Source organism: Acinetobacter sp. Root1280 (assembly GCF_001425285.1).
Taxonomy (GTDB): Bacteria; Pseudomonadota; Gammaproteobacteria; order Pseudomonadales; family Moraxellaceae; genus Acinetobacter; species Acinetobacter guillouiae.
In genome coordinates, this window is sequence record NZ_LMED01000009.1 from 1 (window position 1) to 17,485 (window position 17,485).

Genomic DNA, 17,485 nt, shown 5'->3' on the forward strand with positions numbered 1-17,485 from the left:
GTGCGTAAACAAGGCATTGGCAGTAGTGATTGTGCCGCAGCCTGTGGACTGAATCCCTATATGTCAATGCTTGAACTGTGGATGATTAAAACAGGACGGATTCAACAAAATATTGAAGATGAAAGTGAAGGTCATGCACCTTTGTACTGGGGAAAACGGCTTGAACCTTTAGTCGCTGAATATTACAGCATGCATACCAATTATAAGGTGCGTCGAGTTAATGCAGTCCTGCAACACCCTGAACCTGATAAACATTTCATGTTAGCAAACTTGGACTATTCCGTGGTGGGTGATTCAGATGTACAGATACTTGAATGTAAAACCGCAGGGGAATACGGCGCAAAACTATGGCGTGATGGCGTGCCTCTATATGTACTTTGCCAAGTACAACATCAATTGGCCGTGACAGGTAAGCAAGCCGCGCATATCTGTGTACTGATCTGTGGGCATGAAACCCGAATTTTTAAGGTGACTCGTTCAGAATCAGTGATCCAACACATTATCCATGCAGAACGACACTTTTGGGAATGTGTGGAAAAAGACACCCCACCAGATGCTGATGCCAGTGAATCAGCCGCGAAAGCTTTACAACTACTTTATCCTGAACATATCCCACTGATGACCACAGATTTAACCCAAGATGAACAGGCCAATCAACAATTTGAACAATTGATTCAAGCACGCCATCAAATTGAAAGCAGTCAAGAGACATTTGACCTGCTGAAGCATCAACTGCAAGCCAAGATGCAACAGGCTGAACGTGCAACATTTAGCAATGGTTCAGTGACGTGGAAAAAGTCTAAGGACTCGATCAGCTTAGATAGTAAGGCTTTACTCAAATCACATCCTGAGTATCTCAACCAATTTCCACAAACTAAACAAGGCTCACGGCGTTTCAATATTTATACCGATTAGCCTGAGCAAAATATCCAACCACTTAATATTAAAACAAACCTACTAAAAATCCCATGCCTCAGCGCATGGGATTTTTTTATGCCAATTCAATTTTATAGAAAAGAGGACACCACTATGATTAAAGGTCTAGCAATTACACCACCGATACTTGGCAGAATTAGCATTGGTAAAGTTGTTGAAAAAAATGGAAAGCGGCTGCCTGAACGGGATGACCAATTCACCATTACCAGCCAAATCCAAGGTAAGGATGGATGGGTGAAGCATCCACTTGATGAGCAACTCAGAGCCAAAGCCCCAAATCAAAAACTTCGTACCATTCCAGTACGGATGATCTTTCATGATCCTGAACTCAACTTGCGAGCTGAGTACACCTTATTTGACCGACAAACTGGCCGACCAATCTGTACTGGTAACGGCGAAACTTGTCAGCGAATTGGACAAAGCGGGGTTGAACAACATCCATGTCCATCCCCTGATTTATGTCCTTTGGCTCAAGGAGGAAATTGCAAACCTTATGGCAGACTTTACGTCAATCTGGATGAGTCAGATGAACTGGGTACATTTATTTTTAGAACGACTGGATTTAACAGCATACGAACTTTAGCTGCGCGCTTGTCTTACTATCATGCAGCATCCAATGGCTTACTTTCATGTCTACCATTGCAATTGACCTTGAGGGGAAAGAGCACCACACAAAGCTATCGAACACCTGTGTACTACGTGGATTTAACTTTAAGACATGGTGTCAATTTACAACAAGCCATTCAAATAGCTAAGGAAATTGATCAGCAGAGTAAAGCAACTGGATTTAATCAATCTGCCTTAGATCAAATGGCACGTCACGGTTATGACAATGCACGATTTGAGGTGAATTCTGAGGAGGGACTGGATTTAGTGGAAGAGTTTTATGGTGATGAAAATCAAGAGGTTAGTGCTGAACAAGTTCCAACTGAAACTACAGCGAGAACCAAGGTAAAGCCTAAGCCGAATCAGAGTGAAGGATTTGTGCAGGATATGCAGAAAGGATTGCAGGGGAGTGTGAGGGCAGTTAACTGAGAGTATTCAAAAATAAATTTTTACAGAGAGCGCTATAATGTAAGTGAATTGGCGCTCTCATCAATGATTAGGAGTAAATATCATGGGTTGATATTCAGTTAATAAACTGTTGATATTGGAAGCCATGGCTCCCTATTTTTGAAACTGATACTCGGCAATTTTAAGCAAAAGCTGAATGTAGTCTTAAATACATTGCTACAAAGTGACTTTTTAATATTAGGTATTATAAATGATAAAATAATATAAAAGCCGTGACAATAGGATAACTATTGTCACGATTTTTTATAAACTTTTTAATATTCAATAAAAATTTAATTACCATGTGTAGGATATCTGATATTCATCCTCAGCTAATATAATCTTCAGTTGATATAACTTGAGCATATGCAAATTCAAAAGCGGCCATTTGTGTTGCATGGACATGGTCAGCAGGTACTTTGATGCCATTAAATTCTAGGTCTAGCGTTGCACAAGCATCATGAATAACTTTTACCTTATAACCAAAATCTGAAGCAGCACGAACAGCAGCATCAACACACATATGGCTCATAGCAGATGGTACCAACCTTCAATTTCTTGAAAACTTTTTTCAAAATGATTTAAAGGTTGACCAAGATCATATATTGATGAAACAAGAATACCTGCATCATTTTCAAAAATATGACCAAATCCAATCTTATACTGATTCTTATCTGAGGATGTAATATGTCCGTAACGGTTATCAATCCATGTTGTTGATGCATTTGCATGTAAGGAAACCAATAGAATTGAAATACCTAAAGCAAAAACAAAAGGGTTTAATTTCACAACAAACTTACAGCCTCTTTTCAAAATTTAATGCCTGAAACCGAATATGAAGCTGGAAAGTATAGAGACATTAAATAAATGCAAAAATTAGTTAAAGAGACAAGTTTCGATGGAATCGGGCTAGTTGATTTTTTTGTATATTTAGACTATTTAAAAGTTATTATGACTAAAACTCATAGGTTGAATATTTTTTCTCACTTTTTATTAAAGCCTTTATATGACATTTTAGTGCGAAAAGCTCTTATGGGAAAACTAGATTAAATTTGGGAAGGATAAACGTAAGTAAGAACTAAGAGTTGATGATAGTGATAGTTTAACTTGGACTCTATGTTAAAAATGGAAATATAGGACAAATTAGGAGTGTCCATGAAAATCAAACCATTGCCACCTATGAATAGTTTAATTGTATTCGAGGCAGCTGCGCGACACCTAAGTTTCACTCAAGCAGCAAATGAATTGAGTGTTACTCAAGGTGCTATTAGTCGACAGATACGACAATTGGAAGAATATCTGGGTAAGGAGTTATTTGTTCGTGCGAATAGAAACATTTTTTTAACCCCTACAGGATTGCAATACTATAAAACCATTTATAGTGCTTTGCTAGAGGTTGCTCAAGCGACTGCTGAGATAAAAAAATGGCAGGGCGAACATCAAGTCACAGTTGCTACAACGAATGCAATGGCGGCACTTTGGTTATTGCCTAAAATTTCTGCTTTTCAACAAGATGAAGGTATAGATTTAAGAATATTAACTACAGAAAATATTCAAGATTTATATAAAATGGATTTTGATTTAGCATTATTTTATTGTCGAGTACCGCCCGTCGATATGAAAATTACCACTTTATTTCCGGAGGAGGTATTTCCTGTCTGTAGTCCAAGCTATCTTACACAATTCAATGAAGATAATGAATATGAAAGCATATTCGCTAAAAGTTTATTGTATTTAGATGATTCGCAAAAAGATTGGATTACATGGCCAGAATGGTTTGAAGCAGTAAATCATCCTGTGGTCAAGCCTAAAAGTAGAGTAAACATCAATAATTATCCAATGCTATTACAAGCAGCAATTAATGGACAGGGCGTTGCTTTGGCATGGGGTTCATTGGTCGATGATTATTTAAAAAGCGGTGCATTAGTTCGACCAATCGATACCGTATTACGGACAGAAGCAAACTTCAGTATGCTTGAGCCTATAGATAAGGGTGTAATTCCCTCAAGTGTTAAACAATTTCGCAGTTGGTTGTTGGAACAGCTCCCAGGACATGTTGGACAAAAAGGCTTAGGATAATTTAGATGAAATGTGATTAAAAAAAGGGATCATTTTGATCCCTTTTTATATGATATTTAATTATTTTTTTCCTTAGCTACATTCTTTTTTTTAAATTCATCAGGGCAAAGATGTTCAGGCATCATTACCCAAGCTTGAGGGTCTTGTCGTAAACTTTTTACTAATGATATACACATGATTGTGAGTAAAATTGAAATAGGAAAACCAGCAATTACACAAGCAGTCTTAATGGCTTGTAAGCCTCCAGCAAGTAGGAGTCCACCGCCAATTAATGGGATAATAATACTCCAAATTAAACGTATTTTAATTGAGGGATTCGGATCACCATTAGAATCTAGAAAGCACAATACTAATGTTCCAGAGTTCACTAGGGTTATTACGTGAATGGCTAGAAGTAAACAAAGGAGTGCACTAAGAAAAACTTGAGTATTATGATTCGGTGTTAAATGATCAAAGAAAACAAAGACTGCACGAGCAGGATCTTGTTTTGTGGCCTCGGCAATTGTCATTTCGTGTGTAACTATTTGGTCTTTAACAGTATTGCTTGGTTCAGTTGTTTTTACGACAACTTCGTGTGCTGGTGGTTGATTGTTATTTTTTTCAATATTCAGTGCGGCACCACCAAATGCAGCGATCCAGATAAAAGTCAGTAAGGTTGGTGCTGCAAGTGAACCGAGAATAACTTCACGAATAGTGCGACCTTTAGAAATACGAGCGATAAATAACCCTACAAATGGAGCCCAAGTCATCCACCAAGGCCAATAATAAGCAGTCCACCAGTTTTGCCAGCCCGTATCTTTTTGTGCGTCACTCCATAAACTCATACCAATAATATTTTGTAGATAATCACCAACACCTTCAAAAAAGGTATTAAAAATATAACGCGTAGCGCCAATAAAAATAATAATAAAAACTAGAAGGTAAGAAATAATCATATTACCTTCAGCAATAATTTTAAAACCTTTACTAATTGCAGACATCAATGAAATGGTGGCTAATGCACATAGAATAAATACCATGAGCAACTGAATCTTGACGTCAACAGCAATGCCAAATGAGTGATTTAACCCGACATTGAGTTCAAGAATTCCCATGCTTAAAGATTGGGAAATACCAAAAGCAGTAATAACAATGGTAATAATATCAACGGTATTACCAATAGGGCCATAGATTTTATCGCCAATAAGAGGATATAAAACTGAACGCATTGCAAAGGGTAAATCTTTACGATATGAGAAATAGCCTAAAGCTACAGCTGCAAGACAAAATAATGCCCAAGGATGTAGTCCCCAATGAAAGAAAGTGAGCTGCATTGCCATTCTGGCAGACTCATCTGATAGACCTTGAGTAAAAGGATTGCTTGCATAATGGCTAATTGGTTCAGCAACGGACCAAAACATTAGACCGATACCCATACCGCATGAAAAAAGCATCGAAATCCAAGCGATATTACTATATTCAGGTTTATCATTATCTTTACCTAAGCGGATATGACCAAAACGACTCATGCAAAGATAAATAAGAAAACCTAATAAAAAAGTAGCCAGGAGTAGCAGAAACCACTTCGCATTTTGCAAAAGTGCAGTTGCAATGAGTTCAAAGTACTTACCAGCCTGTTGTTCTTGGAAAATACAAAAAGAAATAAAAACAAAAAGTAATAATTTAGCGCCAATTGAGACAGTCGGATTTAGTCCAGAAAGGACTCCTGATGTAGTACGCATAACTCCTCCTTGGATGCGTTGCAACAGCTAACAGCCTGTTAACTGTTTGTGCAGATCACAAAAGAGTAGAGATATACATGAGGCGACCTCAACCCATTTATTCTCATCTCCAAGTGAGTTTTTGTAATAAGTCCTTTTTTTAATCTGTAACTCAATGTTAAAGAAATACATGATTAAAACTCATGTGTACCGATCAAAAAAGTCGTTTGTCTATCATCAGGATGTTGAACACAATCTCCATGAAGCAGCACATGGTGCTAACGAGTAGTTAATACCAACGCAGGGAGCACTGCGTTATTCAAAGTAAATGGAGATTATCAGATGAATAGTCAAGTTAGTCAGCAACTTATTACGGTTCAGCAAGTCGACAATGTTTTAAACCCGATTACTGAATCAAGTGGTATGCCAAACATTGTCTATACCAGCAATGAATATTTTGATTTTGAACGTGACAATATTTTAAGTAAAACTTGGGTTTGTATCGGTTTTTCCTCAGATTTACCTAAAAACAATTACGTGAAGCCTGTAAATTTTATGGGTATGCCATTGGTAATGATGCGTAATCGAGAAGGTGTTGTGAACGTGTTCCATAATGTGTGTAGTCACCGTGGAATGATATTGGTACAAGAAGAAGGCATCATTGAAGGTGTGATTCGTTGCCAATATCACTCTTGGAGCTATGACATAAATGGTAATTTAAAAGGTACGCCTCATGTTGGTGGTATTGGCCAACATAAAGATGAACGTTTCAAATGTGAAAAGCATGGCTTAAAAGCACTCCGTTCAGCAATTTGGATGGACATGGTATTCATTAATATTTCTGAGGATGCTCCATCATTTGAAGAACATATTGCACCTGTTACAGAACGTTGGAAAGAATTCTTAGGTAAAAATGATTTAGATTTAATTCGTACCAGTAAAATCGGTTCAACTTTTCAACTACCTGTAAAAAGTAACTGGAAACTTGCAGTTGAAAACTACTGTGAAGCGTACCATTTGCCCTGGGTACACCCGGCCTTAAATACTTACTCAAAGCTTGAAGATCACTACAACATTATGATCGAAGAGCGCTTCTCAGGCCAAGGTAGTTATAAATACAATTTATCAGCAACTGCAGGGACACGTTTACCTATTTTCCCAAGCTGGCCAGAAGATAAATTACGCCAAGCAGAATATTTGTCTATTTTCCCAAATGCACTTATTGGTATTCAGGCTGATCATGCCTTTGCGATTATGTTAGACCCAGTTGCACCTGAAAAAACGATTGAAAATCTTCGTTTGTATTATGTTGGCGACGAGTCATTGGATCCTAAATATGATGAATGCCGCAAAGCAACTTTAGAATCATGGAAAGTAGTCTTTAGTGAAGACGTATTTGCAGTTGAAACGATGCAGAAAGGTCGTCATTCCCCAGGGTTTGGTGGAGGTGTTTTCTCTCCTGAAATGGATCTACCAACTCACTTCTTCCAAACATGGTTAGCGACTCAAGCTAAAAAGGCATTGGAGGCATAGCATGCAACACTATTTCAACTTTTTTGATGGTCAATGGCGAGATTCTTCTCGCCAATTGGAAATTATCAACCCAGCAACCGATAAAGTTTTTGCAACAGTTGCTCGTGCAAGTATTGAAGATGCAGATGTCGCGATGGCAGCGGCTCGACGTTGTGTGAATAGCGGCGCTTTAACTGATGTACGTCCTGCAAAACGTACGGCGTGGATGTTAAAAGCAGCAGAAGCAATTCGTGAAATTGCTGAAGAAGGTGCCTTAATTCTGTGTCGAGAAAATGGCAAAAATATTGATACAGCACGTGAAGAGTTCGACGAAGCAGCCCGCTATTTTGAATACTACGCTGGTATGGCAGATAAAGTTGAAGGTATCTCGGTACCTTTAGGTAAAGATTACGTTGATTTCACCTCATATATTCCAATGGGGGTCTCAGTTCAAATTGTACCTTGGAACTTTCCTGTTTCGATCTGTGCACGCTCGCTAGCACCTGCTTTAGCAGCTGGTAATGCGGTTGTAATTAAGTCACCAGAAGTGTCACCTCTAGGGATGGTTTTACTTATCAAAGCTATTGAGAAAGCAGGTTTTCCTCAAGGTGCAGTGAACTTACTATGTGGTAAAGGTTCAGAAGTTGGTACCCATCTGGTTAAACATCAAGATACAAACCAAATCGTATTTACTGGGTCTGTACCTACTGGTCAACGCATTTTGAAAGATGCGGCTGAACGTGCAACACCTTCTGTAATGGAGTTAGGTGGTAAGTCTGCTGCAATAGCTTTTGCAGATGTTGATCTAGAGCAGTTACTACGTAGTGTGAAAGTCGGAATCTTCTATAACTCTGGGCAAGTTTGTTCAGCGATGTCTCGCTTATTAGTGCACCGCAGCCGCTATGAAGAAGTTAAAGCAGCTGTAGTTAATCTCGCAGAGGGTTTAACCGTAGGTATTGGTGAAAGTAATGCTGAACTGACACCTGTTGTATCAAAAGATCAGCAACAACAAATCCTTGCCATGATTGATAAGGCACGTGAAGAAGGTGCAAATATTTTGACGGGTGGGAAAGTTGCAGATCTAGAAGGTTACTTCGTCCTGCCTACCATTATTGAAGCAAAAGATGACATGTCGATTGCTCAAGAGGAAGTTTTTGGTCCTGTGATGGTGGTCATGCCTTTCGATGACGAAGACCAAGCAGTTGCAATCGCCAATGGTACGGACTTTGGACTTGTTGCAGGTGTATTTGGTGAAAATCTGAATCAAACACTTCGAGTAGCAAACCGACTTATTGCTGGTCAAGTTTTTATTAATGAATGGTTTGCTGGTGGTATCGAAACTCCATTTGGTGGAGTCGGTTTATCTGGGTTTGGTCGTGAAAAAGGGCAGGAAGCCATATACAGTTATGTTCAAACGCGCAATATCGGTATCCGTTTGAAACATAGCGTGTAATTTGTAAGAAATAAGGGAAATAGACACGATGAGAAAGTGGTTATGTATTGTCTGTGGCTGGATTTACGATGAAGCGAAAGGCTGGCCTGACGACGGAATTGCTCCGGGTACCAAATGGGAAGACATTCCTGAAGATTGGATGTGTCCTGAATGTCAGGTTGGAAAAGCTGACTTTGAAATGCTTGATATCACAGATGATGTTATTGAAGAACCTGCAATTGCTAGTTTGAATGTAATTGAACCAATCGTGATTATTGGAAGTGGTCATGCTGGGTATCAATTGGCTACAGCATTACGTAATCAATCAAAAGATGTGTCCATTACCCTATTTACAGCAGATGATGGTGCAATTTATAGCAAACCCTCTTTGTCGAATGCTTTGGCATTAGGTAAAGATGGGGAAAGTTTGGTGCGAGAGACGGCTTTAAGTTGGGAACAACGTTTAAATGTACGTATCTATGCTCATACTCATGTTAAGCATATTGATCGTGTGAATAAAAAAATTCATACCTCCATTGGTGAATATCCATATGGACGTTTAGTTTTAGCGACTGGCGCAAGTCCAATAACCATTCCAATTCAGGGGGATACCTCTGATGTATATAGCGTAAATGATTTAGCCGATTACCGCCTTTTCCGCGAGAAGTTAGCTGGTAAACAACATGTCACTATTTTAGGTGATGGGTTAATCGGATGTGAATTTGCTAATGACCTCGCTGCTCATGGCATTAAGGTGACAGTCGTTGGCTTAGGTCAATCGGTAATGGGACGCCTGATTCCAAAAGAGTTAGGTCATGCTTTACAAAATGCACTTAGCCAACTTGGGGTTGAATGGAAGCTACAGAATAGTATTCAGTTAATTCAGAAGGTAAATGATCGTTATCAAATTCAATTACAAAATGGGCAGTTATTTGAGACGGATTTAGTCCTAAGTGCGGTGGGCTTACGTCCAAATATTACATTGGCGCAGGCCGCTGGTTTAAATACAGAACGCGGGATATGTACGAGCTTAGATCACCGCACGAGTGACACATCTATTTTTGCTTTAGGTGACTGTGCAGAAGTAGAAGGTCATTGGATGCCTTACATAAGTCCGATTAATCAAGCGCTTCCTGCTTTAACAGATAACTTATTAGGTAAAGCTCAAAAGACTCAATTACAAGAAAGCCCTGTGATAGTAAAAACGCCAATCTTACCGCTTTCACTGTTACCAGCAATGGGTGATGGGAAATGGCTTGTTGAGCAGCATGATGGTGAATGGAGTGCAGGTTTTTATGATGCTACAGGTAAATTAACTGGCTTTGCATTATTGGGGCGTCAGTTGCAACAAACTCGTAGTCAATGGCTTGCAAAACTGAACTCCCATCAACCATCAATAGTTTAAGGAAGAACAAGATGATTGCTTTACCGAATGATGATAATACTTGCGGATGGTATGCAGCATTACCTTCAGCAGCACCAGCTAAGAAGTTAGTTGGTACACAAAAAGCCGATTATGCAATTATTGGTGCAGGTTTTGCTGGCTTAGCGGCGGCACGTCGTCTTGCTGAGTTAAAACCAAATGCGCGCATTATTTTAATTGATGCACAACGTGTGGCAGAAGGTGCATCTGGTCGAAATTCAGGTTTTGTGATTGATTTACCACATAAATTTGCATTAGGTCATCCAGACCCAGCACATAAGCAAAAGTTATTAAGCCTGAATCGAGCAGCAATTTCACAATTACAAGGTTTGGTGGAGAAACACAATATTGAATGCCAATGGTCAGCTGCAGGTAAATATCAGGGAGCTATAGGTGAACGAGGTGAAGCACATCTTAATCACTTTGAACACTTGATGAAAGATCTCGGCGAGCCGTTTCGCTGGGTGGAAAAAGAAGAGCTGAAAAAGGTTTTAGGAACTGATTATTACTGTAGAGCGATTTTTACTCCTGGTTCTTATTTAATGCAGCCAGCAGCTTTGGTCCGAGGTATGGGTGAGCATCTACCTAAAAATGTTGAATTATTAGAGCAATCTCCAGTTCGTAGTTTGAACAAGGAGAGCGGTCAATGGGTACTCCAAGGTGATCATGGCTCAATAACCACCCCTAAAGTACTATTGGCTACCAGCATCTTTACAAAAGAATTTGGCTACTTAAAGAATCGTTTGTTACCTGTTATGACGTTTGCAAGTTGGACTCGTCCTTTAACTGATGAGGAAATGAAGCGTTATCATGGCCAATTGGATTGGGGACTTACTCCTGCTGATCATGCAGGTACTACCTTACGTATGACTGCTGATCGTCGTATTTTGATTCGGAATACCTATAAACATGTACCAAAGTATGGTGCAAATGTGAGTGATGAAACCCGCCGTTGGATTCAAGAAGATCATCGTAAGGCATATTTAGCGCGCTATCCAGAATTAGCAGATGTTCCATTCACTCATACGTGGGGTGGCGTTTATGCCATTTCTCGTAATTTCACCAATTTCTTTGGTCAATTAGAAAATGGTGTTTATGCCAGTGCTTGTGACAATGGTGTCGGTGCTGCATGGGGAACTATTTCAGGAACTCTACTTGCAGATTTGGTCGTGGGTACAGACTCCACGGCTTTAAAAGATATTCAGTATGTGACAGGTATGCCAAGTTTAAACCCACCAGAACCATTTTTAGGAGTTGGTGTCAAAACGCGTATTGCATTTGAAAAATGGCGTAGTCGTAGTGAATTGTAATCAGGATAAAGATATGAAAGAAGTGAAGTTAGTTGATAGCGCCAAACTGGATTTTAATTTACGTGGTGAAACTCCAGACGGAACCGCTTATGTTGCAAGAGCAGTCGGTGCGGATGTTTCACCCAATATGGGGATTGGGTTTGCGCGTTGGGAAGGGGCAGAAGTTACTTGGAAATTGCTCTATGACGAAGTGATTTTTGTGATTGAGGGATGCTTTGAGTTAACAGCCAACGGTCATAAATATGAAGTAAATCCAGGGCAAATGCTGTGGATACCAGAAGGAACAGAACTTATTTACGGTGGTCATGCTCTATTTGGCTATGTAGTACACCCAGGAAATTGGAAAGAGTTACACGGCTTAGCATAATTACTTGAGTAAATAGCTTCCATTAAATAATACCAACTCGCTTCTATTTAAACTTTTTATGCTATAGGTCTAAAAAGATCTATAGCAATCAAATTAAAAGAATATCAGATTTGGGATTTTCACCTGAAGGGATAGGTGTTGCCTAAAAAAATTAGAAAGCAGGAATAGCTTTCTAGAAATCTTCATTTAAACAAGGATATGTAAATGAAAAAGACATTTTTGAAAATCGGATTCGGCTTGGTGAGTTGTGGGATGGTAATGCCTACTTTTGCTGGCATGACATTTGGTGACTCACAAACTAAGACGGGTGCATTGACGGTCTCAGGAGCGGTCCGTGCCAACTACCAAGAAAAACACTATGGTGAATCTGCCTCAGATCAAAAAATAAAATTTGATGCTGCAATTCTACGCTTAGCTTATGAGTCCCCAGATTGGTTTGGACAAGCTGAATATCGGTGTTATCAGTACGATACCTTTTGTGATTTTTCAACTTTGGTATATGGTTATGCGGGATATCACTTAAACTCAACGGATAATATCACTGTGGGTGTACAACCGATTCCATTTGGACCAGGTCGTTTTNTTTTCAACTTTGGTATATGGTTATGCGGGATATCACTTAAACTCAACGGATAATATCACTGTGGGTGTACAACCGATTCCATTTGGACCAGGTCGTTTTTGGGATACTAGCTTTTATGCTGGTATTAACTACACCATGGGCTTACAGGACGCTTCAAATTTAGGGGTAAATTTTCACTTTGAATTACCGTCTGCCACTAAAATTGATTTAGCATATTTTGCAACTGATGGCGGTAATTATCATGGACAAAGTACAGATTCTGCTAGATATACTGCCAATGTAGTCAAATCTTCTGATCCATTAAAAACGAATCTTCATGAAAAAAATATGTGGATGGCAAGGGTAGATCAAGATCTTAAATTTCTTAGTACAGATGATCTGAAAGTATCAGTAGGAGGAAGTTACTGGTACTCAGATATTGAAAATAAGAAAACCTCAGCTGATGGCTCAAGAAATACATGGGCACTATTTAATCGTATTAATTATAAAAATTTAAATGTTGTCGTCACTGGTGGAAGACAATCAATTAACAATAAGGANTTACTGGTACTCAGATATTGAAAATAAGAAAACCTCAGCTGATGGCTCAAGAAATACATGGGCACTATTTAATCGTATTAATTATAAAAATTTAAATGTAGTCCTTACAGGCGGTAAACAATCAATTAGTAATAAAGATGCGTTGAGTCCTCATAGTTCAACTTTTGGTTCTTTCGATGGGGAGTACGATATTGCTAATAAAGGTTATTTCTACACTGTAGACACAAGTTATGTCTTTAAGAATGTCCGAGATTTGCTCAACGTGACCCCGTATATGGTGTTCAGTGGGTTCAATAAAAAAGAACAAGGTTTTGATGACTCACAGCGAAATATTGTTGGCTTCGCATTAGATTATAAAAATGTCACGTTATATACCGAATACTTAATGAGTAAGAACGACCCATTTGTAGGCGGAACAGGTGCTTCATTGGCAGCTGGTGATGATGGCAAGTGGAACAAGCTTTTGAATGTCATGTTGGTTTATAGCTTTTAGAAAATCATCAACTGTTTTTCAGACCTAAATAGGTACATGCTTTTTCAAATTTTTCAGGAAGTTATTAACTTCCTGAACTGGTTTTAAGGATATACAATAATGACTTCACCTTATTTAACGACCTTTATTTTATTCTTTTCTTTATTAAATCCATTCTTGATGAGTATCTACATGATTGGATTGATTAGACACACCGAAACTAAGGTGTTTAATCGAGCGCTTATACAAGGTAGCTTAATTGCATATGTCGTTTTTCTTCTTTTTGCATGGGGAGGTGAAGCGATTTTTAGTCGATATTTAAATGTACGGTTCGAATCATTTTTAATTTTTGGAGGTTTAATTTTTCTAGTCATTGGCTATAGATTTGTCTTTCAAGGGGCTGAGACTATCGGAGTAATGCGAGCTGCACCTGAGCATCTTGCTGGAACAGTCGCGATGCCTTTTATGATTGGACCGGGGACAATCAGTGCAGCGGTTGTCACAGGAATGAGCATGTCGATTGGCGAAGCTGCTCTTATTATTGCTTTCACATTATTTTTAACTTGTAGTGTGCTGATCATCATGAAACTATCGCATGACCACTTAAAGTCTAGTCATGCAAAATATATTGATCGCTATTTTGATATTGTTGGAAGGCTTGCCGCCTTATTAATTGGAACAATTGCTATTGATATGATTGTTAACGGAATTACTAAACTGATTGAAAAGGTGTAATAATTTTAAAAGCCAAAGAGTTTCTTTGGTTTTTTTATAGAAGATTAAGTAGCTAGCTTTATTTGAGGTGCTTGTTTTTTACGAATTGAAAGCCAACAGATAATTGATCCTATAGTTACAGTAGTTGCACCATACCAAAAATTGGTAGATAAACTTGAATTTAAAACTATAACTGAAAATGCTGATGAGAGCATTGGTGAAAAATAGGAAAGCATTACTAAAACTGGCATATTCCCTTTAATGATGCCGACATTCCATGCTAAATACCCCATTGCAAAAAACAAAGCATTTATCAAGATGAAGATATAACTAGTTATGCCACTGATATGCGGTAAATGAATACCTTGGGTCGCAAAAGTAAGTATCCATAAAGCTATTGCGGTTAGTATAAAATACAACGATATAGCATTCGTACCATTACTATGCTTTTTGGTATAAATACAATATACAGCCCAAAGTAATGATGCTAAAAATATTAATAAATAACTGATGGGATTTTTATAAAAGTTATCAATGAAATTAATTCCAGGGTGATAGTTAATCATCACAATGCCTGAAAAACTAACAAGCACTCCTGTTATGGTCAAATAATTTACTTTTTCTTCTTTTAAAAAGGCAAGCATTAAAATGATTAAGGTGGGCCATAAACTAAAAATGATGTTCATTTCAATCGATTTTTCAGATGACTTTGCTAACGTAATTGAGAATGCAAAGCACAATTCAAAAATAACAAATAGCAGACTGGATACGATTAAAAATTGTTTAGAAACCTTTTTAAAATCAGGTAGTCCATAAGAAAAATACAGAATTACTGCGCTTAATGTATAGACGTAAGTGACCGTATAGATGGGGCCAAATACTTCAGTTGATAGTCTTAATAAACCGACTAAGGTAGACCACAATAAGAGCGCTAAAATACCTATGCTGGTTGCAATCTGACGGTTCATTAGAGTTAACTGATTTAAATAAAACTAATAATAATTTTTTACTTAGTAGTTGAGAAGCTAAATTCACATGATGATTTTTCATGGATTAATGAGTTTTTCTTATAGATATTTTTTTATCAAAGTTTGAGTCTATTTTGGCTTTGTTGCACAAACCTATCTCTAAAGGCTGATTCCACACTATAATTTTCAAATGAATAAGCCTCGCCCTAAAATTTACCGTACTCTTAATTGGTCTTCATACAACCGAGCTCTCATTAATCGTGGAAATATTGCCATTTGGTTTGATCCAAATACTCAGTGGTATGAACAACCGCATGGCAAACAAGGTCGAAATCAAACCTATTCAGATACAGCAATCCAATGTTGTTTAATGATTAAATCCTTATTCCGTCTGTCTTTACGTATGGTCACTGGCTTTGTTCAAAGTCTCATTCAACTTTTTGGCTTGGATTGGGCAGCACCAGATTACTCCACCCTTTGTAGAAGACAAAAGCATATTGATATTTCGATTTGCTATCAAAGAAGTAGTGGTGGACTCCATCTACTCATTGACTCTACTGGTTTGAAATTTTTAGGNATTGATATTTCGATTTGCTATCAAAGAAGTAGTGGTGGACTCCATCTACTCATTGACTCTACTGGTTTGAAATTTTTAGGTGAAGGTGAGTGGAAACGCAAAAAAAATGGACCTGAATATCGTCGACAATGGCGTAAATTACATATTGGTATCGATGCTGAAACCCTGCAAATACGTGCAGTTCAGCTCACTACAAACAACATCAGTGATTCTCAGGTACTCGGTCATTTACTTAATCAGATTCCACCAGATGAACCAATCGATTCCGTTTATACTGATGGAGCTTATGATACGAAACAATGTCGAGAAATGATTTCCGATCGGCAAGCTCATGCAGTAATCCCACCCAGAAAAAATGCTAAACCTTGGAAAGATACNTTACTTAATCAGATTCCACCAGATGAACCAATCGATTCCGTTTATACTGACGGAGCTTATGATACGAAACAATGTCGAGAAATGATTTCCGATCGGCAAGCTCATGCAGTAATCCCACCCAGAAAAAATGCTAAACCTTGGAAAGATACAAAGATTAGCTCGTTAGAACGCAATGAACTGCTTCGAACAGTTAAACATTTGGGCAAGACTATATGGAAAAACTGGTCTGGCTATCATCGCCGAAGTTTGGTTGAAACCAAGATGCATTGCATCAAATTATTAGGCGATAAATTAACATCAAGGAGTTTCCCTAGTCAGNAATGAACTGCTTCGAACAGTTAAACATTTGGGCAAGACTATATGGAAAAACTGGTCTGGCTATCATCGCCGAAGTTTGGTTGAAACCAAGATGCATTGCATCAAATTATTAGGCGATAAATTAACATCAAGGAGTTTCCCTAGTCAGGTGAACGAGATTTATGTACGCGTAGCAGTCTTGAATAAATTCACAGAATTAGGTCGCCCTCATACCCAAGTTGCCACTTAAATTTGGCTCACTTAGGGTGGCTCTGCCTTTCAAGCCTTTGTGCAACAAAGCCGTGCATATAACGACATCATATTCGTCACCTTTGGTGGAGTGCGCAGTTGTTATTTTTACTCCTGTGGAGGAGGAGAAGAATTTTTCTAGGTCTGATGCTTTGTAGTCCATTTCATACTTCTTCATTCTCTCCCTTGTCGCATTCAATATGCTTTTCATCTCTTCATTAAATAAGTCATTTTTTGTGAGTTTTATTCTAAGTCTTTCGCAAAAGCTAACTATAATTTCTTCTATCCACTGATCAATCTCTTTGTCAAATTTCACGGTAATTGCATTAACTGCAGTTAGAATAGTTTTAGGGTTTATACCCTCTTCGTCAAAGAAAATGTCATTTAATTTTTCTGAAATTTCATTAGCGTACCGTTTTCTTTTTATGTAATTGTGGATATTTGGCTTGGTCAGCATTAGTCGAATTAATGTCAGCCAAATGTTATTTTGATTTTTAGGTATAGGTGAAATCAAAACGCCATCGATATTAAAGCCTATATTTAGTGCGCTAATGTTTTTTGAGATATTTATAACATCGAACCAGCTAGGACAGAGAATTGCTATTTCTTGTTCAGGGATACCTTGCGTAAGGTGCAACTTAACAATATCACCCACATAAACTGCAAGGTCTTCTAATGGTCAACGTTCTCCATTAGATTATGAAAAGAACCATCAAAAGATGGTTATATGTGTCTAGAATTTTGGTGGCTATTCTTTCATGCTCTTTTAGGGGCAAGCTTATTCATCTAAGAATTATATTGCTGAATAAGCCTTTAGAGATAGGTTTGTGCAACAAAGCCTTTTAAAATCAAAATAATAGTGTTTTACTCTGCAATAAAACAATGTAATTTGGCT

The 17,485-nt window shown here is 38.1% G+C and carries 14 protein-coding genes and 7 pseudogenes; 16 read left to right on the forward strand and 5 right to left on the reverse strand.

Annotated features, from left to right (window positions below; genetic code table 11):
• Together ASC84_RS08570 and ASC84_RS08575 are read left to right on the forward strand one after the other, a co-directional pair.
• A partial coding sequence (locus ASC84_RS08570; protein ID WP_056513665.1) for a YqaJ viral recombinase family protein occupies nt 1-915 on the forward strand: 915 nt, incomplete at its 5' end.
• 114 nt (nt 916-1,029) lie between these two features.
• Entirely contained in the window at nt 1,030-1,971 is a 942-nt protein-coding gene (locus tag ASC84_RS08575) for a hypothetical protein (protein ID WP_056513668.1), read from the forward strand.
• 346 nt (nt 1,972-2,317) lie between these two features.
• Here the strand turns inward: ASC84_RS08575 and ASC84_RS08580 are convergent.
• Nucleotides 2,318-2,524 (reverse strand): annotated as a pseudogene (locus ASC84_RS08580) (isochorismatase family protein); the annotation flags it as partial.
• Complete coding sequence (locus ASC84_RS08585) at nt 2,518-2,778, reverse strand: hypothetical protein (RefSeq protein WP_056513671.1); 261 nt, start codon at nt 2,776-2,778, stop codon at nt 2,518-2,520. The pseudogene ASC84_RS08580 and the gene ASC84_RS08585, both read right to left, overlap by 7 nt.
• 366 nt (nt 2,779-3,144) lie before the next feature.
• On the opposite strand from ASC84_RS08585, the gene ASC84_RS08595 reads away from it, so the two are divergent.
• A complete protein-coding gene (locus tag ASC84_RS08595) occupies nt 3,145-4,068 on the forward strand; it encodes a LysR substrate-binding domain-containing protein (RefSeq protein WP_056513677.1) in 924 nt (307 codons plus the stop codon).
• A gap of 56 nt (nt 4,069-4,124) precedes the next feature.
• Here the strand turns inward: ASC84_RS08595 and ASC84_RS08600 are convergent, their stop codons facing one another.
• Nucleotides 4,125-5,789: a BCCT family transporter gene (locus ASC84_RS08600; RefSeq protein WP_056513680.1), complete on the reverse strand. Its 1,665-nt coding sequence runs from the start codon at nt 5,787-5,789 to the stop codon at nt 4,125-4,127.
• A 321-nt stretch (nt 5,790-6,110) separates the two neighbouring features.
• Between ASC84_RS08600 and ASC84_RS08605 the strand changes: the two genes are divergently transcribed.
• The 9 genes and pseudogenes from ASC84_RS08605 (at nt 6,111) to ASC84_RS08640 (ending at nt 14,142) form a co-directional block, all read left to right on the forward strand.
• Complete coding sequence (locus tag ASC84_RS08605; RefSeq protein ID WP_056513682.1) at nt 6,111-7,301, forward strand: aromatic ring-hydroxylating dioxygenase subunit alpha; 1,191 nt, start codon at nt 6,111-6,113, stop codon at nt 7,299-7,301.
• A 1-nt stretch (nt 7,302) separates the two neighbouring features.
• Entirely contained in the window at nt 7,303-8,733 is a 1,431-nt protein-coding gene (locus ASC84_RS08610; RefSeq protein WP_056513685.1) for an aldehyde dehydrogenase family protein, read from the forward strand.
• A gap of 28 nt (nt 8,734-8,761) precedes the next feature.
• Nucleotides 8,762-8,923 (forward strand): annotated as a pseudogene (locus ASC84_RS23215) (rubredoxin); the annotation flags it as partial.
• The gene (locus tag ASC84_RS08615) at nt 8,912-10,117 is read left to right on the forward strand and encodes an FAD-dependent oxidoreductase (RefSeq protein ID WP_227515121.1); all 1,206 of its coding nucleotides are present in this window, start codon (nt 8,912-8,914) and stop codon (nt 10,115-10,117) included. The pseudogene ASC84_RS23215 and the gene ASC84_RS08615, both read left to right, overlap by 12 nt.
• A gap of 11 nt (nt 10,118-10,128) precedes the next feature.
• Nucleotides 10,129-11,445 (forward strand): FAD-binding oxidoreductase, encoded by a 1,317-nt coding sequence (locus ASC84_RS08620; RefSeq protein ID WP_056513693.1) that lies wholly within the window; start codon nt 10,129-10,131, stop codon nt 11,443-11,445.
• Between the two features lie 13 nt (nt 11,446-11,458).
• Nucleotides 11,459-11,812 (forward strand): ethanolamine utilization protein EutQ, encoded by a 354-nt coding sequence (locus ASC84_RS08625; RefSeq protein WP_056513694.1) that lies wholly within the window; start codon nt 11,459-11,461, stop codon nt 11,810-11,812.
• A 204-nt stretch (nt 11,813-12,016) separates the two neighbouring features.
• Nucleotides 12,017-12,394, forward strand: a pseudogene (locus ASC84_RS23220) (hypothetical protein); the annotation flags it as partial.
• Between the two features lies 1 nt (nt 12,395).
• Nucleotides 12,396-12,934 (forward strand): annotated as a pseudogene (locus ASC84_RS23225) (hypothetical protein); the annotation flags it as partial.
• Between the two features lie 593 nt (nt 12,935-13,527).
• The gene (locus tag ASC84_RS08640; protein ID WP_056513697.1) at nt 13,528-14,142 is read left to right on the forward strand and encodes a MarC family protein; all 615 of its coding nucleotides are present in this window, start codon (nt 13,528-13,530) and stop codon (nt 14,140-14,142) included.
• Nucleotides 14,143-14,186: 44 nt separating this feature from the next.
• On the opposite strand, the gene yddG is transcribed toward ASC84_RS08640, so the two are convergent.
• Nucleotides 14,187-15,089, reverse strand: a complete 903-nt coding sequence (yddG, locus tag ASC84_RS08645; RefSeq protein WP_056513700.1) for an aromatic amino acid DMT transporter YddG — start codon at nt 15,087-15,089, stop codon at nt 14,187-14,189.
• A 190-nt stretch (nt 15,090-15,279) separates the two neighbouring features.
• Between yddG and ASC84_RS23230 the strand changes: the two genes are divergently transcribed.
• The 4 genes and pseudogenes from ASC84_RS23230 to ASC84_RS22265 form a co-directional block, all read left to right on the forward strand.
• On the forward strand, nt 15,280-15,665 hold a 386-nt coding region (locus ASC84_RS23230), incomplete at its 3' end, for an IS5 family transposase (RefSeq protein WP_227515117.1).
• Nucleotide 15,666: 1 nt separating this feature from the next.
• A pseudogene (locus ASC84_RS23235) lies at nt 15,667-16,043 on the forward strand (IS5 family transposase); the annotation flags it as partial.
• A gap of 1 nt (nt 16,044) precedes the next feature.
• A pseudogene (locus ASC84_RS23240) lies at nt 16,045-16,362 on the forward strand (transposase); the annotation flags it as partial.
• Nucleotide 16,363: 1 nt separating this feature from the next.
• Nucleotides 16,364-16,591, forward strand: a pseudogene (locus tag ASC84_RS22265) (IS5/IS1182 family transposase); the annotation flags it as partial.
• Here the strand turns inward: ASC84_RS22265 and ASC84_RS08655 are convergent.
• The gene (locus ASC84_RS08655; protein ID WP_227515118.1) at nt 16,559-17,245 is read right to left on the reverse strand and encodes a hypothetical protein; all 687 of its coding nucleotides are present in this window, start codon (nt 17,243-17,245) and stop codon (nt 16,559-16,561) included. The pseudogene ASC84_RS22265 and the gene ASC84_RS08655 overlap by 33 nt on opposite strands.
• Nucleotides 17,246-17,485: the final 240 nt, after the last annotated feature.